The organism is Pseudomonas sp. Pseusp49 (genome assembly GCF_059491875.1).
Map to the genome: position 1 here is coordinate 5,106,649 of NZ_CP168514.1, position 21,902 is coordinate 5,128,550.

General features: G+C 58.8%; 19 protein-coding genes. 5 read left to right on the plus strand and 14 right to left on the minus strand.

All coding sequences use genetic code 11. The features are described 5' to 3' along the window. Nucleotides 1-20: 20 nt before the first annotated feature. The 13 genes from ACEN83_RS22625 to mtnA form a co-directional block, all read right to left on the minus strand. Nucleotides 21-1,064 carry an LPS O-antigen chain length determinant protein WzzB gene (locus ACEN83_RS22625; protein ID WP_495578499.1) on the minus strand — a complete coding sequence of 348 codons (1,044 nt, stop codon included), beginning with the start codon at nt 1,062-1,064 and terminating at the stop codon, nt 21-23. 179 nt (nt 1,065-1,243) lie between these two features. Then, on the minus strand, nt 1,244-1,474 hold the full coding sequence (locus ACEN83_RS22630) for a lipopolysaccharide assembly protein LapA domain-containing protein (protein ID WP_173900816.1): 231 nt from the start codon (nt 1,472-1,474) through the stop codon (nt 1,244-1,246). Between the two features lie 22 nt (nt 1,475-1,496). Then, entirely contained in the window at nt 1,497-1,799 is a 303-nt protein-coding gene (gene ihfB / locus ACEN83_RS22635) for an integration host factor subunit beta (protein ID WP_102700288.1), read from the minus strand. A 153-nt stretch (nt 1,800-1,952) separates the two neighbouring features. Further along, nucleotides 1,953-2,231, minus strand: coding sequence for a hypothetical protein (locus ACEN83_RS22640; protein ID WP_495578500.1), 279 nt, complete (start codon nt 2,229-2,231; stop codon nt 1,953-1,955). 200 nt (nt 2,232-2,431) lie between these two features. Continuing rightward, nucleotides 2,432-3,406, minus strand: a complete 975-nt coding sequence (locus ACEN83_RS22645) for an NAD-dependent epimerase/dehydratase family protein (protein WP_495578501.1) — start codon at nt 3,404-3,406, stop codon at nt 2,432-2,434. Nucleotides 3,407-3,546: 140 nt separating this feature from the next. Continuing rightward, nucleotides 3,547-5,238 carry a 30S ribosomal protein S1 gene (gene rpsA, locus ACEN83_RS22650; RefSeq protein WP_007973639.1) on the minus strand — a complete coding sequence of 564 codons (1,692 nt, stop codon included), beginning with the start codon at nt 5,236-5,238 and terminating at the stop codon, nt 3,547-3,549. 120 nt (nt 5,239-5,358) lie between these two features. Continuing rightward, the gene (cmk, locus tag ACEN83_RS22655; protein ID WP_007973641.1) at nt 5,359-6,048 is read right to left on the minus strand and encodes a (d)CMP kinase; all 690 of its coding nucleotides are present in this window, start codon (nt 6,046-6,048) and stop codon (nt 5,359-5,361) included. Continuing rightward, on the minus strand, nt 6,045-8,252 hold the full coding sequence (locus tag ACEN83_RS22660) for a bifunctional prephenate dehydrogenase/3-phosphoshikimate 1-carboxyvinyltransferase (RefSeq protein ID WP_007973643.1): 2,208 nt from the start codon (nt 8,250-8,252) through the stop codon (nt 6,045-6,047). The genes cmk and ACEN83_RS22660 overlap by 4 nt, the downstream gene beginning before the upstream one ends. A 28-nt stretch (nt 8,253-8,280) precedes the next feature. After that, nucleotides 8,281-9,393: a histidinol-phosphate transaminase gene (gene hisC / locus ACEN83_RS22665; RefSeq protein ID WP_495578502.1), complete on the minus strand. Its 1,113-nt coding sequence runs from the start codon at nt 9,391-9,393 to the stop codon at nt 8,281-8,283. 12 nt (nt 9,394-9,405) lie between these two features. Next, nucleotides 9,406-10,500: a prephenate dehydratase gene (pheA, locus tag ACEN83_RS22670; protein WP_007939916.1), complete on the minus strand. Its 1,095-nt coding sequence runs from the start codon at nt 10,498-10,500 to the stop codon at nt 9,406-9,408. Continuing rightward, entirely contained in the window at nt 10,500-11,585 is a 1,086-nt protein-coding gene (gene serC / locus ACEN83_RS22675) for a 3-phosphoserine/phosphohydroxythreonine transaminase (RefSeq protein WP_495578503.1), read from the minus strand. Before serC ends, pheA begins: the two co-directional genes overlap by 1 nt. Before the next feature lie 203 nt (nt 11,586-11,788). Beyond that, complete coding sequence (gene gyrA, locus ACEN83_RS22680; protein WP_495578504.1) at nt 11,789-14,443, minus strand: DNA gyrase subunit A; 2,655 nt, start codon at nt 14,441-14,443, stop codon at nt 11,789-11,791. A 408-nt stretch (nt 14,444-14,851) separates the two neighbouring features. Beyond that, nucleotides 14,852-15,928 (minus strand): S-methyl-5-thioribose-1-phosphate isomerase, encoded by a 1,077-nt coding sequence (mtnA, locus tag ACEN83_RS22685; protein WP_007973650.1) that lies wholly within the window; start codon nt 15,926-15,928, stop codon nt 14,852-14,854. Between the two features lie 108 nt (nt 15,929-16,036). Here mtnA and ACEN83_RS22690 point away from each other — a divergent pair, with 108 nt between their 5' ends. The 5 genes from ACEN83_RS22690 (at nt 16,037) to ACEN83_RS22710 (ending at nt 20,953) form a co-directional block, all read left to right on the plus strand. Continuing rightward, nucleotides 16,037-17,371, plus strand: a complete 1,335-nt coding sequence (locus ACEN83_RS22690; protein ID WP_495578505.1) for a TRZ/ATZ family hydrolase — start codon at nt 16,037-16,039, stop codon at nt 17,369-17,371. Between the two features lie 57 nt (nt 17,372-17,428). Further along, nucleotides 17,429-18,127 carry a bifunctional 2-polyprenyl-6-hydroxyphenol methylase/3-demethylubiquinol 3-O-methyltransferase UbiG gene (ubiG, locus tag ACEN83_RS22695; protein ID WP_007985381.1) on the plus strand — a complete coding sequence of 233 codons (699 nt, stop codon included), beginning with the start codon at nt 17,429-17,431 and terminating at the stop codon, nt 18,125-18,127. Nucleotides 18,128-18,131: 4 nt separating this feature from the next. Then, entirely contained in the window at nt 18,132-18,803 is a 672-nt protein-coding gene (gene mupP, locus ACEN83_RS22700; RefSeq protein ID WP_495578506.1) for an N-acetylmuramic acid 6-phosphate phosphatase MupP, read from the plus strand. Nucleotides 18,804-18,920: 117 nt separating this feature from the next. Further along, on the plus strand, nt 18,921-19,661 hold the full coding sequence (locus tag ACEN83_RS22705) for a YciK family oxidoreductase (protein ID WP_015093975.1): 741 nt from the start codon (nt 18,921-18,923) through the stop codon (nt 19,659-19,661). Nucleotides 19,662-20,026: 365 nt separating this feature from the next. Beyond that, on the plus strand, nt 20,027-20,953 hold the full coding sequence (locus tag ACEN83_RS22710) for a GGDEF domain-containing protein (RefSeq protein ID WP_116580020.1): 927 nt from the start codon (nt 20,027-20,029) through the stop codon (nt 20,951-20,953). 151 nt (nt 20,954-21,104) lie between these two features. Here the strand turns inward: ACEN83_RS22710 and ACEN83_RS22715 are convergent, their stop codons facing one another. Next, the gene (locus tag ACEN83_RS22715; protein WP_256356713.1) at nt 21,105-21,866 is read right to left on the minus strand and encodes an iron-containing redox enzyme family protein; all 762 of its coding nucleotides are present in this window, start codon (nt 21,864-21,866) and stop codon (nt 21,105-21,107) included. Nucleotides 21,867-21,902: the final 36 nt, after the last annotated feature.

Consider the following 21,902-nt stretch of genomic DNA (forward strand, 5'->3'; position numbering starts at 1 on the left):
ACTGACAGAGGGTATCAAGCTTAATCTTCCGATTTCACTGCAAAGAACCCACGCAACAATACGACCGCCAAACCCAGAATAAAGCCTGAAATAATACCCAAGACAAGGATCAATGCCTTGTTAGGCTTGACCGGGGTATCTGGCAGCTCGACATCTCCGTCCTGCCGATAGACAGACACCGCCGCCGCGTCAGTTTTCAACCCTTTGAAAAAGTTGTATTTACCCTGAAGCTCACGCAAACGATCCGTGAACGGGTCATCCGACGTGCGGGCCTGCATATTCTCGATTTCCGCCTTCAGCGCTATCGAGCCACGCATGTACGTAAGCTGACCAGACTCACCACCTGCAATAACAGACTGACTCAGCGTAATGGCGGGCGGCTTCGCCAATCCAATCGACTCGGCAATGCGCAAGGCTTCAGCCAATCTGGCAATCGAGTCCTCTTTCGCGACGCGACTGGCATCTCTTGCGGAGCTAATCTGCTGCTCCAAATTACGAGCACGAACCTCAGACTCGATCGAAAGATTCCTGATCATTTCATTTTTAGCCAGATCGCCGGCCTGGGCAATGTACGCTGCGGCCCAATTTCTGGCCTGCTCAGGGTTACTGGTCTGTACGACAACCAAATATCTGTCTGAGGCCTCCTTGATGGGAGAAACGACACGTAGCACCTGAGAGAAATCGGCATACAAAACATCCTGGGACTTTTTACGCTGATCCTCGGACAAACTTGGTAGATAGACCTTGTAAAAAAAATCCCGACGCAGCGACTCTGCCTGCAAACGACGAATGTATATCTCGTAGACATCTTTAACACTATAAGGCGCCAACTCCGTATCTTTCGTTCGCCCGTAGTTAAAGTTGGCAATATCATTTTGAGTTGGCGGAATTACGAAAGCCTTCGCCTCATAAATTGGAGTAGCGAGAAAAACGTAGCTCGCTGCAGCGACAGCCCCAAGGACAACAAAAGCTAAAATGATAAACTTCTGACGTGAAATAGCGCGAACAAACCGTTGAAACTCAAAATCACCTGCATTATTTTTTTCTTTGGAGTAGCCCTGCATATACTGATAGCCTTTTACTTATAAAATTATTTTACATTCCACGACCACAGACATTGAGAACCATCAACGTAAAACTCTAGGTCTCAAGCTGCAACCGCACCGCGCCCCCTCTCAAAGAGCGTTCGCAGCACACGACTTAGCAAAACCCCGACTGAGCACTCGAACACCTAGCCTCAATCTTAATGAGAAACTTGCCGCACTCTCCTCCTGGATCTCAAGGCATAAACGGCTACCATCAACCCGCCCATGATCATTCCGGCCAGGAATGCGACGACTCCAACGATTGATACCTGCAGCTCGGGGGATGAAAAACCGAAAAAGGAAACGACAACAAGCTGCTGATTTTCCAACACAAAAAGTAAACACGCGACCGCTACCAACAGCACCAGTCCCGTGATCGCAAACCGCATGAAGCGACTCCCGGCACGCCAACTACTCCTCAACGTAACCTTCCTCTTCTTCATTCACCCGATCACGCAACTCTTTCCCCGGCTTGAAATGAGGAACAAATTTGCCATCGAGACTGACTGACTGACCAGTTTTCGGATTGCGACCGACACGCGGCGCTCTGTAGTGCAAGGAGAAGCTGCCAAACCCACGGATCTCGATGCGATCACCGGTAGCCAGACATTGGGACATTTGTTCAAGCATGGTCTTGATGGCCAGCTCCACATCCTTGGATGAGAGCAGCCCTTGGTGGGTGACTATTCGTTCGATCAACTCCGACTTCGTCATATTTTTCCCTTCTTTTTCAAGCAGCTAGATCAAGCGCTTCAAAGGTTTTAGCACGCCCCGACCAATTTGAACAGCCCGAGTTTTTGACATTTTCCACCAGCAAAGGCATACCCGTTTCCAAAGCAGAGGAACACTGATCGTGCACTCTCACGCTCACCTACAGATAACCAACATGGTGCGCGTCAAATAGCCTGCAGGGTTGAAGCCAAAGAGGCCCCCATCCTCATCTTTGGCATCATCGGACCTGGCTACAACTTTGTAGCTGCCCGCCTTGCACTCTTCGCTCGCTCGCTTGCGGCATTTCTCCCATCCCGACCCCAGCCCCGAACAATCAATCTCGATACCACTGACCCCATGCACCGCGTGAGTCTTGGCATTAGTACCGCAGCCAGCCAGTATCAGTACCGCTATTACTACGATGAGCTTGCTCATTCGCTTCCTTAGGTCAGGCACGCCGCCCGACTGTCGCTCGCCTCAAGCAAAAGACTAGCTGCAAATAAACGATTCATGCTGATGTAGAAAGGGACCACTTGCCATGGGCACTAGTTTCACGGCTGAAGAAAAACAAGGAGGCCAGCCAAGGGCCCCAAGGAAACCGTCACATCATCCACAGAAGGCGAAACCAGTACCGCTCACCCGCCCTTCGTGTGCATCGTTTTGAAATCCCGGCCCGACTCGATCACCGCCTGATCTGCACCGAGCGGTGCGCGCCATCCGAGAAGATTGCAGGCTTTACTGGAGTCCACTACCAGAGAACCACAGAGCTGTTCAAAGGCACCTCCCAACCCCGCAACGCGAGCGCCCCAACGCATAAGTCCTGGCGGCATAGGCACGAGCGAGATCCGCTTACCCATTCCTTCCGCCAAGCGCTTGACTATCTGGGGCGTGGAAAGATCTACCCCATCAGAAATCAGGAACGTTTCGTTAGCAGCCGCTGGATGCTCAATACACAGAGAAATGAAATCCACCAGGTTTCGCAATGACACCATGCTGCGGCAATTATCGACCGATGCAAGTGGCAACGGCAGGCCAGTAGCAACCAGTTTCAATAAACGCCGAAAGTTTCCAGGGGCGTGGCCAGCATACACAAGCGGTGGACGAATGATTACGAGTTCCATATCAGAACCCTTCAGAAGCTCACGCAGACCTTGTTCCGCTTCCCACTTGGATATCGCATAGTCCGCCTTGGGGGCAGGTATTGAGGACTCATCGAATGGCGTGCTTGTTGTGCTTGATCCGTTCACGCCAATGGAGCTAATAAAAATGAAGCGCTTCACGCCAGTGGCCAGTGCCTTTCGAGCCAGATTCAATGTGAACTCAACATTGTCTGCGCGATAGAGATCGAGAGGCGAACTCGAGGTTTCTTTCAATACGTGCGCGCGACCGGCAAGGTGGATCAGCGTGGTGACCCCCTCAGGAAAAGGCGCATCAGCCCAGGATACATTACTGTTGATTATGACTTGAGCTACTTCGCTCGGAACTTTCTGACTCTGACTGCGTACCAGCGCAATGAGATCCGCATTCTTTTTTGTTATGAGTTGCTGCAGAAGCTCCTGCCCGATAAAGCCGGTAGCTCCGGTGATCAGTATCTTTTGTGAGGGAGTCAAGAATGCTGCTCCGAGAGTCGAAGGATTGAATTCATAGCGCCTATAATTTTGCGAGCTAATGACATTTACACGGGACGCATCAAAATTAGCATACAAAAAAAGGGCGACCGAAGTCGCCCTTTTTTACAGAAAGTCAGAACTTAGTTCTGCTTTTCCATTTGTGCACGCAGCAGGTCACCCAGAGTGGTGGCCACAGGAGCATCAGTAGCTACTGGCTTGTCGCGCAGGCTCTGGATTGCTTCTTTCTCGTCTTCAACGTCTTTCGACTTGATCGAGAGCTGGATTACACGGCTCTTGCGGTCAACGCTGATGATCTTGGCTTCTACTTCTTCGCCTTCTTTCAGAACGTTGCGCGCGTCTTCAACGCGGTCACGGCTGATTTCGGAGGCTTTCAGAGTCGCTTCGATATCGTCGGCCAGAGTGATGATGGCGCCTTTAGCGTCAACTTCCTTCACGATGCCTTTAACGATGGCGCCTTTGTCGTTCTCTTGAACGTACTCGGAGAACGGATCGCTTTCCAGTTGCTTGATACCCAGGGAGATGCGCTCGCGCTCTGGGTCAACCGACAGGATAACGGTGTCCAGCTCGTCGCCCTTCTTGAAGCGGCGTACGGCTTCTTCGCCCACTTCGTTCCAGGAGATGTCGGACAGGTGAACCAGACCGTCGATGCCGCCGTCCAGACCAATGAAGATACCGAAATCGGTGATCGACTTGATGGTGCCGGAGATTTTATCGCCCTTGTTGAACTGGCCAGAGAAATCTTCCCATGGGTTGGATTTGCACTGCTTGATGCCCAGGGAGATACGACGACGCTCTTCGTCGATATCCAGAACCATGACTTCCACTTCGTCGCCGACTTGTACGACTTTCGAAGGATGGATGTTCTTGTTGGTCCAGTCCATTTCGGAAACGTGCACCAGACCTTCAACGCCTTCTTCCAGCTCAGCGAAGCAGCCGTAGTCGGTCAGGTTGGTTACACGCGCGGTAACGCGAGTGCTTTCTGGGTAACGGGCTTTGATAGCAACCCATGGATCTTCGCCCAGCTGCTTCAGGCCCAGGGAAACACGATTGCGCTCGCGATCGTACTTCAGAACCTTGACATCGATCTCGTCGCCAACGTTGACGATTTCGGAAGGATGCTTGATACGCTTCCAAGCCATGTCGGTAATGTGCAGCAGGCCATCGACGCCACCCAGATCGACGAATGCGCCGTAATCGGTGAGGTTCTTGACGATACCTTTGACTTGTTGGCCTTCCTGCAGGGATTCCAGCAGAGCTTCGCGCTCGGCGGAGTTCTCGGCTTCCAGGACGCTGCGACGGGAAACGACAACGTTGTTGCGCTTCTGGTCCAGCTTGATGACCTTGAATTCCAGCTCTTTGCCTTCCAGGTGCGTGGTGTCGCGCACTGGACGGACGTCAACCAGAGAACCTGGCAGGAACGCACGGATGCCGTTAACGTCGACAGTGAAGCCGCCTTTAACCTTACCGTTGATAACGCCCTTGACCACTTCTTCGGCTGCGAAGGCTGCTTCCAGAACAATCCAGCATTCAGCGCGCTTGGCTTTTTCACGGGACAGCTTGGTTTCGCCAAAGCCGTCTTCAACCGAGTCCAGAGCAACGTGAACTTCGTCACCGACGTTGATGTTCAGTTCGCCAGCGTCGTTGTAGAACTGCTCAAGCGGGATGAGTGCTTCAGACTTCAGGCCAGCGTGAACGGTTACCCAGCGAGCCTGGTAATCGATATCAACGATAACACCGGTGATGATGGAGCCTGCCTGAAGGTTCAGGGTTTTTAGGCTTTCTTCAAAGAGTTCCGCAAAGCTTTCGCTCATTTTAATTCCTGTTGATGAGGGCGAAGAAAACGCCCATCTCCACACCCCAGACGGTGTGGGTTAGTTTCATTTAAAAGAAGCCACCGCAGGACTATGACTGGTCCCCTGCGGCCCTCTTGGTCACCCGGCGATATCGCGAATGGCGATCTCGCTCATGATGCGTTCCAGCACCTGGTCGATGGACAATTCCGTGGAATCCAGCTGTATGGCGTCAGCCGCCGGTTTGAGCGGGGCTACCGCTCGCTGGGTGTCACGCTCATCGCGTGCACGTATCTCATCTAGCAGACTCGACAGACTAACACCCTCGACTTTGCCCTTCAACTGCAAATATCGACGGCGCGCCCTCTCCTCAGCACTGGCGGTCAGAAAAATCTTCAGCGGCGCATCAGGAAAAACCACCGTTCCCATGTCGCGCCCATCCGCCACCAGGCCCGGCGCTTCCTGAAAAGCACGCTGGCGCTGCAGCAACGCCTCGCGCACAGCGGGCAACGCAGCCACCTGGGAAGCGCCGGAACCGACGCTTTCGGTGCGAATGACATCGCTGACTTCATCACCTTCCAGGATGATGCGTTGCAGCTGACCGTCCGTCGCCGCGATGAACTGCACGTCCAGATGAGCGGCAAGTTTCTTCAGCAGTTCCTCGTTGGTCAGGTCGACACCATGGTTATGCGCGGCGAAAGCCAGCAGGCGGTACAACGCACCGGAATCCAGCAGGTTCCAGCCCAGGCGCTTGGCCAGAATCCCGGCTACCGTGCCCTTGCCCGAACCGCTTGGCCCATCGATGGTGATGACCGGTGCAATGTTGTTCACGACTGCGCCTCTTGTGCCACACGAATGCCAACCTGCGCGCACAGCGCCAGGAAGTTCGGGAACGACGTCGCGACGTTGGCGCAATCATGAATGCGGATCGGTGCACTGGCGCGTAGCGAAGCAACGCTGAACGCCATGGCGATACGGTGATCACCATGACCGTGCACTTCACCGCCGCCGATCTGGCCGCCGTCGATGATGATGCCGTCCGGGGTCGGTTCGCATTTGACGCCCAGTGCCAGCAGACCATCCGCCATGACCTGGATGCGATCCGACTCCTTGACCCGCAGCTCTTCGGCGCCGGTCAGCACGGTGCGCCCCTCGGCACAGGCAGCGGCCACGAACAGCACCGGGAATTCGTCGATGGCCAATGGAACCAGCGCTTCCGGAATCTCGATACCTTTGAGTTTAGCTGCCCGCACACGCAGGTCAGCCACGGGCTCGCCGCCGACTTCACGCTGGTTTTCCAGAGTGATGTCCGCGCCCATCAGGCGCAGGATGTCGATCACACCGGTACGGGTCGGATTGATGCCGACATGCTCGAGCACCAGGTCCGAACCTTCGGCGATCGATGCAGCGACCAGGAAAAACGCCGACGACGAAATGTCGCCCGGCACTTCGATGTGGGTCGCGGCCAGCTTGCCACCGGACTCAACCGATGCCGTGGCACCGTCAACGCTTACCGGGTAGCCGAAACCGCGCAGCATGCGCTCGGTATGGTCGCGAGTCGGAGCCGGCTCGGTCACGGTGGTCTTGCCTTCGGCATACAGACCGGCCAGCAGCAGGCAGGACTTAACCTGGGCGCTGGCCATCGGCATGGTGTAGGTCAAGCCCTTGAGCTTGTTGCCACCACGGATGGTCATCGGTGGACGACCCTCTGCAGCAGTCTCGATCACCGCGCCCATTTCACGCAGCGGATTGGCCACGCGATTCATCGGGCGCTTGGACAGCGAGGCGTCGCCGGTCAGGGTGCTGTCGAAGTCCTGCGCAGCCAGCAGGCCGGACAGCAGACGCATCGACGTACCGGAGTTGCCCAGGTAGATCGGGCCCGGCGCCGGCTTCAGGCCATGCAGGCCAACGCCGTGAATGGTCACGCGACCGTGGTGCGGACCTTCGATGACTACGCCCATGTCACGGAACGCCTGCAAGGTCGCCAGGGCATCTTCGCCCTCGAGGAAGCCTTCGACTTCGGTGACGCCCTCAGCGAGGGAACCGAGCATGATCGAACGGTGGGAAATCGATTTGTCACCCGGTACGCGAATCCGACCGGACAGGCGGCCACCAGGTTGAGCCAGGAAAATCAGATCGTTGGAATTCATAGCGTCCACATAGGCCCTGCGGGCCAGGATTTTACTGAAATGCTCGCGGGCAACCCGGGCGCGAGTGAAAACGCCCAACAATTGGTGCCCATCCCCTGCATCGACCGCGTCGCGCAAGGCGTCGAGATCGCTGCGAAATGTATCGAGTGTGCGCAGGACAGCTTCGCGGTTGGCGAGGAAGATGTCGTGCCACATGACCGGGTCGCTTCCGGCGATTCTTGTGAAATCGCGGAAACCGCCCGCAGCGTAACGGAAGATCTCAAGATTTTCATTGCGCTTGGCCAACGAATCGACCAGGCCGAACGCCAGCAGGTGCGGCAGATGACTGGTCGCAGCCAGTACTTCGTCGTGACGCTCGACCTGCATGTGCTCGACATCGGCACCCAGCGCGCGCCACAAACGGTCGACCACTGCCAAAGCAGCCGGATCGGTCTGATCCAGCGGCGTCAGGATCACCTTGTGCCGACGGAACAGTTCGGCATTGGAGGCCTCGACCCCACTCTGCTCGGAACCGGCAATCGGATGCCCCGGCACGAAGCATGGCGGCATCTTGCCAAAAGCCTCGGTGGCAGCGCGTACAACGTTGCCCTTGGCGCTACCGACATCGGTCAGGATCGCCTGCCCCAGGTCCATGCCAGCCAGACGCGCGAGCACTTTCTCCATGGCCAGGATCGGCACTGCCAGCTGAATGACATCGGCGCCCTGACAAGCAACGCCCAGATCTTCCTCGCAGCGATCCACCACCCCCAACTCGACCGCGAGCTTGCGCGATTGTGGATCGAGATCGACCCCGACCACTTCGCGACACATCCCGCTTTCGCGCAAACCCTTGGCAAACGAACCGCCGATCAACCCCAGACCGACCACCACCAGGCGACCGATCATAGGTTCAGCAGATTGCAGTGCAGTGACATCAACCACGAGCCAGAACCTTGGTCAGCGCTTCCAGGAAGCGGCTGTTCTCTGCCGGCAGACCAATGGTGACGCGTAGGTGATTCGGCATGCCGTAGTTGGCCACCGGGCGCACGATCACACCTTCACGCAGCAAGCCCTGGAACACCGGGGCCGCCACCTGACCGAGATCGACGCAAATGAAATTGCCCTTGGACGCAATCCAGCTCAGCCCCAGCTCACGGAAACCGGCTTCCAGCTGCTGCATGCCGGACTCGTTCAACTGACGGCTTTGTGCCAGATACTCGTCGTCCTTCAACGCCGCACAGGCCGCGGCCAGGGCCAAGCTGTTGACGTTGAACGGCTGGCGAACACGGTTCAGCACGTCTGCGACTACCGCCGTGGACAAGCCATAACCCACGCGCAGAGCTGCCAGGCCATAGGCCTTGGAGAAGGTGCGGGAAACCAGCAGGTTCGGATAAGCCGCCAGGAAGTCCAGGCCATCCGGCAGGTCGCTACCTTCGGCGTACTCGATGTAAGCCTCGTCCAGTACGACCAGCACATGCTCCGGAACATCCTGCAGGAATTCGTCCAGCGCCTCGGCGTCGAACCAGGTCCCGGTCGGATTGTTCGGGTTAGCGATGAACACCACACGGGTGTTGGCATCGATCGCCGCCAGCATGGCAGGCAAATCATGCCCCCAATCCTTGGCCGGAACCACCTTGGCCTGTGCGCCGACTGCCTGGGTGGCAATCGGGTAGACAGCGAACGCATGCTCGCTGAACACGGCGTTCAGGCCCGGTGCCAGATAGGCACGCGCGACCAGTTCCAGGATGTCGTTGGAACCATTGCCCAACGTAACCTGATCAAGTTCGACGCGGCACTGCTCGGCCAACAGACTCTTGAGCGCAAAGCCGTTGCCGTCCGGATAACGGGTCAGCTCGGCCAGCGCATCACGGATGGCCGCCAGCGCCTTGGGGCCGGGGCCCAGCGGGTTTTCGTTGCTCGCCAGTTTGATGATGCTGGCTGGATCGAGGTCCAGCTCGCGAGCCAGTTCGTCCACGGGCTTGCCCGGAACGTAAGGCGAAAGTTGTTGCACGCCCGGCTGTGCCAGAGCGAGGAAATTGCCACTCATTTGCTACCGCCCTTAGAGAACTGCTTTCGGGTAGGAACCCAGCACTTTGAGTGCCACTGCTTCCTGACTGATTTTTTCCAGCACACCTTTTACCAGCGGATCGCGGTGGTGGCCGACAAAATCGATGAAGAACACGTAGGTCCATTTGCCGCTGCGCGACGGACGGGTCTCGATTCGCGTCAGGTCGATGCCGTTGTCGTGGAACGGCACCAGCAACTCATGAAGTGCACCCGGCTTGTTGCTCATCGAGACGATGATCGAGGTCTTGTCGTCGCCGGTCGGCGGCACTTCCTGGTTACCGATCATGAGGAAGCGCGTGGAGTTATCCGGGCGGTCCTCGATTTTTTCGGCCAGACGGGTCAAGCCGTAGAGGCCGGCCGCCATGTCACCGGCAATCGCCGCCGAGTTCCACTCGCCCTTGACCCGTTTGGCCGCTTCGGCGTTGCTGGACACCGCCACGCGCTCGACATTCGGGTAATGGGCGTCCAGCCACTTGCGGCACTGGGCCAGGGACTGGGCGTGGGAGTAGATGCGGCTGATGCTGTCGGTCTTGGTGTTTTCACCGACCAACAGGTGATGGTGGATACGCAGCTCGACTTCGCCGCAGATCACCATGTCATGTTCGAGGAAGCTGTCGAGGGTGTGGTTGACCGCGCCTTCGGTGGAGTTTTCCACCGGCACCACTCCAAAGTTCACCGCCCCGGCCGCCACTTCACGGAAGACCTCGTCGATCGCCGCCATCGGCTTGCTGATCACCGCGTGACCGAAGTGCTTCATGGCCGCCGCCTGGGTGAAGGTACCCTCAGGGCCGAGATAAGCCACTTTCAACGGCTGCTCGAGTGCCAGGCAGGAAGACATGATTTCGCGGAACAGCCGCGCCATCTCTTCGTTACCCAGCGGCCCCTGGTTACGCTCCATGACACGCTTGAGCACCTGAGCCTCACGCTCAGGACGATAGAACACCGGCACTTCGCCTTCGGCCAGCGAGGCCATCTTTACTCGCGCGACTTCCTGGGCGCAGCGCGCACGTTCACTGATCAGCTCCAGGACCTTTTCGTCCAGGGCATCAATGCGCAGGCGCAGTGCCTTGAGTTCTTGCTCAGACATTAGCCGTGTTCCTTCTCGAACTCTGCCATGTACGAAACCAGCGCGTTGACGGCGTTGATGTCGACGGCGTTATAGATGGAGGCGCGCATGCCGCCCACGGAGCGGTGCCCCTTGAGGTTCAACAGGCCACGCTCGTCGGCACCGGCCAGGAACGGCTTGTCCAGACGATCGTCAGCCAGGCGGAACGGCACGTTCATCCACGAGCGGTCCGACTTGTTGATCGGGTTGCTGTACAGGCCGCTGGCATCGATGAAGCTGTACAGCGTGCGCTGCTTGACTTCGTTGAGCTTGCCGATGGCCTCGACGCCGCCCTGCTCTTTCAGCCACTCGAACACCAGGCCGGACAAGTACCAGGCCAGGGTCGGCGGGGTGTTGTACATCGAGCCGTTGTCGGCCGCGACCTTGTAATCGAGCATGGTCGGGCACAGGGAGCGGGCCTTGCCGAGCAGGTCTTCGCGAACGATGTTGACGACGATACCGCTCGGGCCGATGTTTTTCTGGGCACCGGCGTAGATCATGCCGAAACGCGAAACATCCACCGGGCGCGACAGAATGTCCGAGGACATGTCAGCCACCAGCGGAACGTCACCGGTTTCCGGAATCCACTGGAACTCCAGACCACCGATGGTTTCGTTCGGCGCGTAGTGAACGTAGGCCGCGTCTTTCGACAGCTTCCACTCGTTCTGACCGGGAATGGCGAAATAGTCGTAGGGCTTGGCGGTGCCGGCAACGTTGACGTGGCCGTAGCGCGAAGCTTCTTCGATGGCTTTCTGCGACCAGATACCGGTGTCGATATAGTCGGCCGAGCCGTTTTCCGGCAGCAGGTTCAGAGGAATCTGCGCGAATTGCTGGCTGGCGCCACCTTGCAGGAACAGCACTTTATAGTTCGAGGGGATATTCAGCAGATCACGCAGATCCTGCTCGGCCTTGGTGGCGATGGACACGAACTCATCACTGCGATGGCTCATTTCCATGACCGACAGACCCTTGCCGTGCCAGTCGAGGAGTTCACCCTGGGCGCGCTGCAGGACAGCTTCGGGAAGCGCCGCAGGACCGGCACAGAAGTTATAGGCTCTCTTGCTCACATCCAATCTCGCTCTGATTTCAATCAATCTATTTGATCTGTAGGAGCTGTCGAGCGAAGCGAGGCTGCGATCTTTTGATCTTTATTCCTGAAGGCAAGATCAAAAGATCGCAGCCTCGCTTCGCTCGACAACTCCTACATGAGAACAATTCGACAATTCAAACAACAAGGGGGCGAATTTTCATCCGCCCCCTGCTTACCCGCTTATTCCTGTGGCTCTTCGTCAGCAGCGGCGTCGAGTTGCTGGTCTTCGGCAACGTCGTCGATCACGACTTCACCCTCGAACACAGCCCCCTCTTCACCTTCCAGTTCTTCACCTTCGATTTCCGAAGGTTCCTGAACCCGCTCCAGTCCGACCAGGGTTTCATCCTTGGCCAGCTTGATCAGGGTCACACCCTGGGTGTTACGACCCAGGCTGGACACTTCGTCGACACGGGTACGAACCAGGGTGCCCTGGTCGGAAATCAGCATGATTTCCTCGCCGTCGAGCACCTGGACGGCGCCAACCAGACGGCCGTTACGCTCGTTGCTGACCATGGCGATAACGCCCTGACCGCCACGCTTGTACTCAGGGAACTCGGTGATCGCCGTGCGCTTGCCAAAACCACGCTCGGAAGCGGTGAGGATCTGGCTGCCTTCTTCCGGGATCAGCATGGAAATCAGCTTCTGACCTTCCGGCAGGCGCATGCCGCGCACACCGCGGGCGGTACGGCCCATGGCGCGAACGTCGGATTCCTTGAAGCGGGTAACCTTGCCGCCGTCGGAGAACAGCATCACTTCACGCTCGCCATCGGTGATGGCAGCAGAGATCAGCACGTCGCCTTCGTCCAGCTCCAGCGCGATCAGGCCGACACTGCGCTGACGGCTGAAGGATTCCAGCGGGGTCTTCTTCACGGTGCCGTTGGCGGTGGCCATGAAGATGTAGTGACCTTCGGTGTATTCCTCGACCGGCAGCATGGTGGTGATGTATTCACCGTCATCCAGCGGCAGCAGGTTGACCAGCGGACGACCACGGGCCGCGCGGGATGCTTCAGGGATTTCGTAAGTCTTCAGCCAGTACACCTTGCCCTTGCTGGAGAACAGCAGCAGCGTGGTGTGGCTGTTGGCAACCAGCAGGTGAGCGATGTAGTCCTCATCCTTGACGCCGGTCGCCGACTTGCCTTTACCGCCACGACGCTGGGCCTGGTACGCAGCCAAAGGCTGGGTCTTGGCATAGCCGCCGTGGGAGATGGTCACGACGCGCTCTTCTTCCGGGATCATGTCGCCCAGGGTCAGGTCGAGACGGGCATCGAGGATCTCGGTGCGACGCACGTCGCCGTATTCGGCGCGAATCACTTCCAGCTCTTCGCGGATCACTTCCATCAGGCGCGTGGCGCTGTTGAGGATGCGGATCAGCTCGCCGATCTGGTTGAGGATCTCTTGATACTCGGCCAGCAGTTTTTCGTGTTCCAGACCGGTCAAGCGGTGCAGACGCAGTTCCAGGATGGCTTGCGCCTGTTCCGGCGACAGGAAGTACTTGCCGTCACGCAGGCCGTACTGCGGATCGAGGTTTTCCGGACGGCACGAATCGGCGCCGGCACGCTCCACCATCGCCACCACGGCCGAGGACTCCCAAGGGGTGCTGACCAGCGCTTCCTTGGCTTCCGACGGCGTTGGCGACGCCTTGATCAGGGCGATGACAGGGTCGATGTTCGACAGGGCAACCGCTTGACCTTCAAGAATGTGACCACGCTCTCGGGCCTTGCGCAGTTCGAACACGGTACGGCGAGTGACGACTTCGCGACGGTGACGCACGAAGGCTTCCAGCAGGTCCTTGAGGTTCAGGATCCGCGGACGGCCGTCGATCAGCGCGACGATGTTGATGCCGAACACCGCTTGCAGCTGGGTCTGGGCGTAGAGGTTGTTGAGGATCACCTCAGGCACTTCGCCACGACGCAGCTCGATCACGACGCGCATACCGTCCTTGTCGGACTCGTCGCGCAGCTCGGTGATGCCTTCGAGCTTCTTCTCTTTTACCAGCTCGGCGATCTTCTCGATCAGACGCGCCTTGTTCAACTGGTAAGGGAGTTCGGTGATGACGATCTGCTGGCGGCCACCGACCTTGTCGATGTCTTCGATCATCGAGCGGGCGCGCATGTAAATGCGGCCACGGCCAGTGCGGTAGGCTTCGATGATGCCGGCGCGACCGTTGATGATCGCAGCGGTCGGGAAGTCCGGACCGGGGATGTATTGCATCAGCTCGTCGACAGTCAGCTCGGGGTTGTCGATGAGCGCCAGGCAACCGTCGATGACTTCACCGAGGTTGTGCGGCGGAATGTTGGTCGCCATGCCCACGGCGATACCGCTGGAACCGTTGACCAGCAGGTTGGGAATACGGGTCGGCATGACCGCCGGGATCATTTCGGTGCCGTCGTAGTTCGGCACCCAGTCCACGGTTTCTTTGTGCAGGTCGGCCAGCAGCTCGTGCGCCAGCTTGGTCATGCGCACTTCGGTGTATCGCATGGCCGCGGCGTTGTCGCCGTCCACCGAACCGAAGTTGCCCTGGCCGTCTACCAGCAGGTAGCGCAGGGAGAATGGCTGTGCCATCCGAACGATGGTGTCGTACACCGCGGTATCACCGTGCGGGTGATACTTACCGATCACGTCACCGACAACACGGGCAGATTTCTTGTACGGCTTGTTGAAGTCGTTGCCCAGCTCGCTCATCGCGAACAGCACGCGCCGGTGCACGGGCTTCAAGCCATCGCGCGCATCCGGCAGTGCCCGCCCGACAATTACGCTCATCGCGTAGTCGAGGTAGGACTGCTTCAGCTCGTCTTCGATATTGACCGGGAGGATTTCTTTGGCCAGTTCGCCCATGAGAAGCCTGATTCCTTTTTCTGGTGAAACTTCGTCAGGACCAACGAAGCTCGCCGCTGCAGGCTAGGTGCCATGCATTGGCTTACGACAAATCAACGAGTTATGCCATGGATCTGCGCAGTAAAGATCACCCCGCAGGGCAACCTTGGAAACCGCCGGATGTTATCACAAGAGCCGCCACGCACCTATCCCCCAGATGCGCATGGAGAGTAGTTAGTTGACCGGTGACAGGCTTGAAGGGGACGAGAGGGGCTTAGAGCTTCGATCAGCAGGCAATCAAGCGCATTTTTCACTTGCAAACACGGACCTGTAGGAGCTGCCGCAGGCTGCGATCTTTTGATCTTGTTTTTTAAAAATCAAAGTCAAAAGATCGCAGCCTTCGGCAGCTCCTACAGGGATTGCCTTGACCTAGTGCAGGCGCTTGCGGCACATCAACTGCGCCATCTTCGCCGTATCCGGGCGTTCGACAATGCCTTTTTCGGTAACGATCGCATCGATCAAGTCCGCCGGCGTCACGTCGAACACCGGGTTGAAGGCATGGACATCGGCCCCGACGCGCTTGCCACCGACTTCCAGCAACTCGCGACCATCACGCTCTTCAATCGGAATGTCGTCGCCGCTGGCCAGGTTCATGTCGATGGTCGAACTCGGCGCCACCACCATGAAGCGCACGCCGTGGTGCATGGCGTTGACGGCCAGTTGATAAGTGCCGATCTTGTTGGCCACATCGCCATTGGCGGTGATCCGGTCAGCGCCGACGATGACCCAGGTGGGGCCTTTGGTCTTCATGATATGCGCGGCGGCGGAGTCGACATTGAGGGTCACGGGAATGCCTTCATTGGCCAGCTCCCATGCGGTCAGTCGCGAGCCTTGCAGCCATGGGCGGGTTTCGTCGACATAGACCTGCTCGACCATCCCCTCGATGAATGCAGCACGAATCACCCCCAGCGCTGTGCCAAAGCCGCCCGTGGCCAGCGCGCCGGTGTTGCAGTGGGTCAGGATCGCCTGGGCATTGCCCTGGTGCTTGCGGATCAGGTCGACACCCAGTTGCGCCATGGTCAGGTTGGCTTCGCGATCACTTTCGTGAATGGCGATGGCCTCGGCCTCCAGCACCTCCAGCGGATCGGCATTGTCTTTCAGGCGATCAAGCCGGTCGTGCATGCGGCCCAGCGCCCAGAACAGGTTGACCGCCGTAGGACGAGAGTCGGCCAGCAGCATGAAATCCTCTTCCAGCGCCGCATACCAGTCGCCACCTTCGGCAATCCGGGCACGGGCCGCGAGCACGATGCCATAAGCGGCACTGATGCCGATGGCCGGCGCGCCACGCACCACCATCGAGCGAATGGCCTCGGCCACACCGGCTGCACTGGTGTAGGCGATCCAGGTTTCCTCGAACGGCAAAACACGCTGATCCAGCAGATGGAGAGCGCCATCACGCCAATCGATGGCCTTTACCTTTTCCGCAGCCAACAGTCGATCGCGCATCCCTCACCCCGCACTCATGAACAAAAGCCGCCGATTATAGCGATCCCCCCGCGAAGACGCTCGGGTATACTTCGCCATCCTTTACAAAAGCACTGGAACCGACCCTCGATGCCGAACACTGCCGCTGCGCTCGACCTGTTATTGCTGCCGACCTGGCTGGTACCCGTCGAACCCGCTGGTGTCGTCCTCAAGGAACATGGCGTGGGCATCCGTGATGGACGCATCGTGTTTATCGGCCCACGTTCCGCCGCACTGAAGCTTAACGCAACCGAAATCCGCGAATTGCCCGACATGCTGCTCAGCCCCGGCCTGATCAATGCCCACGGGCACGCGGCGATGACCCTGTTCCGCGGCCTGGCCGATGACCTGCCATTGATGACCTGGCTGGAAAACCACATCTGGCCCGCCGAAGCCAAGTGGGTCGACGAGGACTTCGTGCGCGACGGCACCGACCTTGCCATCGCCGAGCAAATCAAAGGCGGCATCACCTGCTTCTCTGACATGTACTTCTTCCCGAAGGTTGCCAGCGAGCGCGTGCACAACAGCGGCATTCGCGCGCAGATCGCGATTCCGATCCTCGATTTCCCTATTCCGGGCGCCGCTACGGCGGACGAAGCCATTCGTCAGGGCGTTGAACTGTTTGGCGATCTCAAGCACCACGAGCGCATCAAAATCACCTTCGGCCCCCACGCCCCCTACACCGTGGGCGACGAAAACCTGGAAAAAATCCGGGTGATCGCCGAGGAACTGGACGCCTCGATCCACATGCACGTGCATGAAACCGCCTTTGAGGTGCAGCAATCGGTCGAGCAGCGCGGTGAGCGCCCGCTGGCCCGCCTGGCACGCCTGGGCTTGCTCGGGCCGCGCTTCCAGGCAGTCCACATGACCCAGATCAGCGACGAAGACCTGGCGCTGCTGGTAGAAAGCAACAGCAACGTGATTCATTGCCCGGAGTCGAACCTGAAGCTGGCCAGCGGGTTCTGCCCGGTCGAGCGCTTGTGGGAGGCCGGGGTCAATGTCGCGGTCGGCACCGATGGCGCCGCAAGCAACAATGACCTGGACCTGCTCGGCGAAACCCGCACCGCGGCCCTGCTGGCCAAGGCTGTCGCCGGCTCGGCCACCGCGCTGGATGCCCATCGCGCTTTGCGCATGGCCACCCTCAATGGCGCCCGTGCCCTGGGTATCGAGGCCGAAACCGGCTCGCTGGAAATCGGCAAGGCCGCAGACATGGTGGCGTTCGATCTCTCAGGCCTGGCCCAGCAACCGGTCTACGACCCGGTTTCCCAGCTTATATACGCCACCGGTCGGGACTGCGTGAAACACCTTTGGGTGGCTGGCAGGCAGCTGCTCGACGACCGTCGTCTGACTCGCCTGGATGAACAACGGCTTGGCGCTGTCGCGAAGGCCTGGGGCCAGCGCATCAGCGGCCGTACCGAATCGTAAGCCCCCCGGAACGCATCCGGGGCAACAGGATTTTTCAAGTTTCAGAGGACTTAAACCATGAGCAACGTCGACTACGCCGAAATCGCCAAATTCGAGGCCCTGGCCCATCGCTGGTGGGACCGCGAAAGCGAATTCAAACCGCTGCACGACATCAACCCGCTGCGGGTCAACTGGATTGACGAGCGGGTCAATCTGGCCGGCAAGAAAGTCCTCGACGTCGGTTGCGGCGGCGGCATCCTCAGCGAAGCCATGGCCCAGCGCGGCGCAACCGTGATGGGTATCGACATGGGCGAAGCGCCGCTGGCGGTTGCCCAATTGCATCAACTGGAGTCGGGCGTCAACGTCGAATACCGGCAGATCACCGCCGAAGCCCTGGCCGAGGAAATGCCCGAGCAGTTCGACGTGGTCACCTGCCTGGAAATGCTTGAGCACGTGCCAGACCCGTCTTCGGTCATCCGCGCCTGCTTCCGCATGGTCAAGCCCGGCGGCCAGGTGTTCTTCTCGACCATCAACCGCAACCCCAAGGCGTACCTGTTCGCCATCGTCGGCGCCGAATACATCATGAAGCTGCTGCCGCGTGGCACCCACGACTTCAAGAAGTTCATCCGCCCTTCCGAGCTCGGTGCCTGGAGTCGCATGGCCGGCCTGACCGTCAAGGATATCATCGGCCTGACCTACAACCCGCTGACCAAGCACTACAAGCTGGCCGCCGATGTGGACGTCAACTACATGATCCAGACCCTGCGCGAGGAGTAAGCCGATGCGAATCAGAGCAGTTCTTTTCGACATGGACGGCACCCTGCTCGACACCGCGCCAGACTTCATTGCGATCTGTCAGGCGATGCGTGCCGACCGCGGCTTGCCCCCGATGAACGACAAGCACATCCGCGACGAGATTTCCGGCGGCGCCAGGGCAATGGTCGCCGTGACCTTCGCCATGGATCCGGAATCGCCGGGTTTCGAAGCCTTGCGCCTGGAGTTCCTGGAGCGCTACCTCGTCGGTTGTGCGGTACACAGCAAGCTGTTCGAAGGCATGGCCGAGTTGCTCGCCGATATCGAGAAAGCCAACCTGATCTGGGGCGTGGTCACCAACAAGCCATTGCGCTTCGCCGAGCCGATCATGCAACAACTGGGGTTGTCCGAGCGTTCGGCGCTGCTGATCTGCCCGGATCACGTGAAGAACAGCAAGCCGGATCCGGAGCCGCTGATCCTGGCGTGCAAGATGCTCGACCTGGACCCGGCCAGCGTGCTGTTCGTTGGCGACGACCTGCGCGACATCGAGTCGGGCCGTGATGCCGGCACCCGGACAGCTGCGGTGACCTTCGGCTACATCCACCCTGACGATAACCCGCGTCACTGGGGTGCGGACGTGGTGGTGGATCATCCGCTGGAGTTGCGCAAGGTTTTGGATAGCGCCCTCTGTGGCTGCTGATTAACGTCAAAAGATCGCAGCCTTCGGCAGCTCCTACAAGGGGACCGCGATCGGCGTAAGAGCTGCCGCAGGCTGCGATCTTTTCAGCTCTATTGATGGATTATGTAGAGGTTTTTTATGTTTGATTATTCCGCCCGCCCCGAACTGCTCAAGGATCGGGTCATCCTGGTCACCGGCGCAGGACGCGGCATCGGCGCCGCAGCGGCGAAGACCTACGCAGCCCACGGCGCAACCGTGCTGCTGCTGGGCAAGACCGAAGCCAACCTGACCCAGGTCTACGACGAAATCGAAGCCGCCGGGCATCCACAACCGGCAGTGATCCCGTTCAACCTCGAAACCGCCCTGCCCCATCAGTACGATGAGCTGGCGGCGATGATCGAAAACGAATTCGGGCATCTCGACGGCTTGCTGCACAATGCCTCGATCATCGGCCCGCGCACGCCGATCGAGCAGCTTTCCGGCGAAAACTTCATGCGGGTCATGCAAGTCAACGTCAATGCCATGTTCATGCTCACCAGCACATTGCTGCCGTTGCTCAAGCTGTCGCAGGACGCCTCGGTGGTGTTCACTTCCAGCAGCGTCGGCCGCAAAGGGCGTGCGTACTGGGGCGCTTACGGCGTCTCCAAATTCGCGACCGAAGGCCTGATGCAAACTCTGGCTGACGAAGTCGATACCGTGGCCCCGGTGCGCTCCAACAGCATCAACCCGGGCGCTACCCGCACCAGCATGCGCGCCCAGGCCTACCCGGGGGAAAACCCGCTGAACAACCCGACGCCCGAGGAGATCATGCCGGTCTACCTTTACCTGATGGGCCCGGACAGCACGGGTATCAATGGTCAGGCCTTCAACGCCCAATAACGACCATACGTCGCTTATCGGTGCCGCGCCGGCTTCCCGCCGCGGCACTCGAAGACACCCCGGCACCTGTCAAACAACCGTCACACGCTGCGCCATACCGGTAGTAGTCGAAGCACAACCATTTGATTTAATACGAATTTTATTTTGATGAACCGAATGGCACGACTTTCGCTCTAAGTTTGCTCAGACACGCAACGTGAAAGCAGACGGGGTGAAGCGTGAGTGCAGTCGTTACTCATCTTCCAGAAAGCAGATTAAACTTGTACGAAATGTCCTACGGGACTGATGGACCAGTACGACGCGCAGCCCTAAGCCGCTCTCACCCTGCTTGTAAGACAGCCTTACTGCTCAGGGGCGCACGCCTAATGAAACCACCTTCCCAGACCAACGCAATTGACTTCGATAGCGCCAAATTGCAGCGCCTGGGCTTTGGTCAGCAGCCGCCTCTTCTGGAACGACCCGTCAGCCTTGCGCAAATGCGCCAGCAACTGGGCCTGCAACTGCAAACCAGTCTGGAACCGCAACGCATTCTTGGGACTTTCTACCGCGAGATTCAGCGATTGGTGCCGTTGGACGCCTTGTGTTACCTGCACAAAAGCAGTGATCTGCGCCTGGAATTCGGCCAGCGTGGCCACCATTCCATCAGTTACAACCTCAGCCACGATGGCGAACACCTGGGTGAATTGATTTTCCGCCGCAATCAACGTTTCAGCGAACAGGAACAGGGCAATCTCGAATCGCTGCTGGCCGCGCTGCTGTTTCCGATGCGCAACGCGCTGCTTTACCGTACTGCCACCCAGAGCGCACTGCGCGACCCGCTAACGGGCACCGGTAACCGCATCGCCATGGACCAGACGCTGCAGAGGGAAATCGAGCTGTCCCGGCGCCATCTGCAACCGTTATCGGTGCTGATGCTGGACATCGATCATTTCAAGCTGGTCAATGACACCCATGGCCACAGCACTGGCGATCACGTGCTCAAGGCGGTTGCCGCCTCGATCAAAAACCAGCTACGCAACGTCGACATGGTGTTCCGCTATGGCGGTGAAGAGTTCCTGATACTGCTGTCCAATACCAGCCGCGAAGCCGCGGCCATGGTGGGTGAACGGCTGCGGTTTGCGGTGCAATCCGAAGAGTACCTGGTCGACGGGCAGACGATCTTGCTGACAGTCAGCCTCGGCTGTTCGACCCTGTTGCCAGGCGAGTCCGCCGACAGCCTGTTGCGACGGGCAGACAGCGCGCTGTATGTGGCCAAGCGCGAAGGGCGTAACCGGCTGGAGATGGCGGGCTGAGTCATTAGCTGCGACACAAGACAATGTGGGAGCGGGCTTGCTCGCGAAGGCGGCGTATCAGCTGACATCTAAGCTGAATGACACTCCGCTTTCGCGAGCAAGTCGAATCGTCGCACCGCCGCTCCCACAGTTTTATTGCGTGATAGCTGAATCAGCCTTCGGCCAATGCCATCCGCTCACGCACGACCGGTGCCCGCTCTGCGTGCTCCAATTGCATGCAACGCTCGAGAAACAGGTACATGTAGTCGTAACTCTTGCAAACGGCCTGGCGCAGTTCCACCTGCAGGGCTTTGCTCGGGTTGGTGCCCGCCAATGTGCAGATGATTTCCAGGGCTTCCCACGGATGGGCATCGTCGTACTGGGCATGCATCTTCAGCCACTTCATCGCCCGCTTGCGATCCTCCTCGGGGAACGAGGCGGCGTAGATACCGTTGGAACAAACCACCGCCGACCATTCACCGGTCGCTCCCTCGATGGCGTAGTTGGTGGCGGCAATCGCAACGATCAGCGAGTCGGCCGAACTGGTGTGCCAGCACCAATGGCTCAACGCGTGAAGCTCCGGTGCAACCTGCTGTGCCTGCAGGTCCTCCAGGCTGACACCGTGCGCGCGACTCCAGTGCACCCAGTAATCGGCGTGGTTCAATTCGACGCGGATGTTGCGCATCAGCCAGCGACGGGCCATGTCTTCGCCGGGATGACGAGCGAAGCGGGTCTTGGTCAGGTTTTGTGCCATATACAACGCGAACTGTTCGACCACCGGCCAGCCACCGATCAGGTACTGGCGCATGGTCTTCGCACTGAGTTTGTTGTCTCGCATGCGTTGGTACAGTTCGTGTTCGACAACCCGGCGCTTGCTCTCGCTGCAATCCTGGATCAGGCGCTGGGCCCAGGCAGGGTAACTTGCAGCTTCCATGAGCGGTCCGGTTCGGTTGAATGTGTCGATCACTGT

What these genes read in the sequence shown, in the direction of transcription:
- ACEN83_RS22625 (WP_495578499.1), bottom strand. Translation starts at nt 1,064, where the DNA reads ATGCAGGGCTACTCCAAAGAAAAAAATAATGCAGGTGATTTTGAGTTT.
- ACEN83_RS22630 (WP_173900816.1), bottom strand. Translation starts at nt 1,474, where the DNA reads ATGCGGTTTGCGATCACGGGACTGGTGCTGTTGGTAGCGGTCGCGTGT.
- ihfB (WP_102700288.1), bottom strand. Translation starts at nt 1,799, where the DNA reads ATGACGAAGTCGGAGTTGATCGAACGAATAGTCACCCACCAAGGGCTG.
- ACEN83_RS22640 (WP_495578500.1), bottom strand. Translation starts at nt 2,231, where the DNA reads ATGAGCAAGCTCATCGTAGTAATAGCGGTACTGATACTGGCTGGCTGC.
- rpsA (WP_007973639.1), bottom strand. Translation starts at nt 5,238, where the DNA reads ATGAGCGAAAGCTTTGCGGAACTCTTTGAAGAAAGCCTAAAAACCCTG.
- ACEN83_RS22660 (WP_007973643.1), bottom strand. Translation starts at nt 8,252, where the DNA reads ATGATCGGTCGCCTGGTGGTGGTCGGTCTGGGGTTGATCGGCGGTTCG.
- hisC (WP_495578502.1), bottom strand. Translation starts at nt 9,393, where the DNA reads ATGAGTGGCAATTTCCTCGCTCTGGCACAGCCGGGCGTGCAACAACTT.
- pheA (WP_007939916.1), bottom strand. Translation starts at nt 10,500, where the DNA reads ATGTCTGAGCAAGAACTCAAGGCACTGCGCCTGCGCATTGATGCCCTG.
- gyrA (WP_495578504.1), bottom strand. Translation starts at nt 14,443, where the DNA reads ATGGGCGAACTGGCCAAAGAAATCCTCCCGGTCAATATCGAAGACGAG.
- mtnA (WP_007973650.1), bottom strand. Translation starts at nt 15,928, where the DNA reads ATGCGCGATCGACTGTTGGCTGCGGAAAAGGTAAAGGCCATCGATTGG.
- ACEN83_RS22690 (WP_495578505.1), top strand. Translation starts at nt 16,037, where the DNA reads ATGCCGAACACTGCCGCTGCGCTCGACCTGTTATTGCTGCCGACCTGG.
- ubiG (WP_007985381.1), top strand. Translation starts at nt 17,429, where the DNA reads ATGAGCAACGTCGACTACGCCGAAATCGCCAAATTCGAGGCCCTGGCC.
- mupP (WP_495578506.1), top strand. Translation starts at nt 18,132, where the DNA reads ATGCGAATCAGAGCAGTTCTTTTCGACATGGACGGCACCCTGCTCGAC.
- ACEN83_RS22705 (WP_015093975.1), top strand. Translation starts at nt 18,921, where the DNA reads ATGTTTGATTATTCCGCCCGCCCCGAACTGCTCAAGGATCGGGTCATC.
- ACEN83_RS22710 (WP_116580020.1), top strand. Translation starts at nt 20,027, where the DNA reads ATGAAACCACCTTCCCAGACCAACGCAATTGACTTCGATAGCGCCAAA.
- ACEN83_RS22715 (WP_256356713.1), bottom strand. Translation starts at nt 21,866, where the DNA reads ATGGAAGCTGCAAGTTACCCTGCCTGGGCCCAGCGCCTGATCCAGGAT.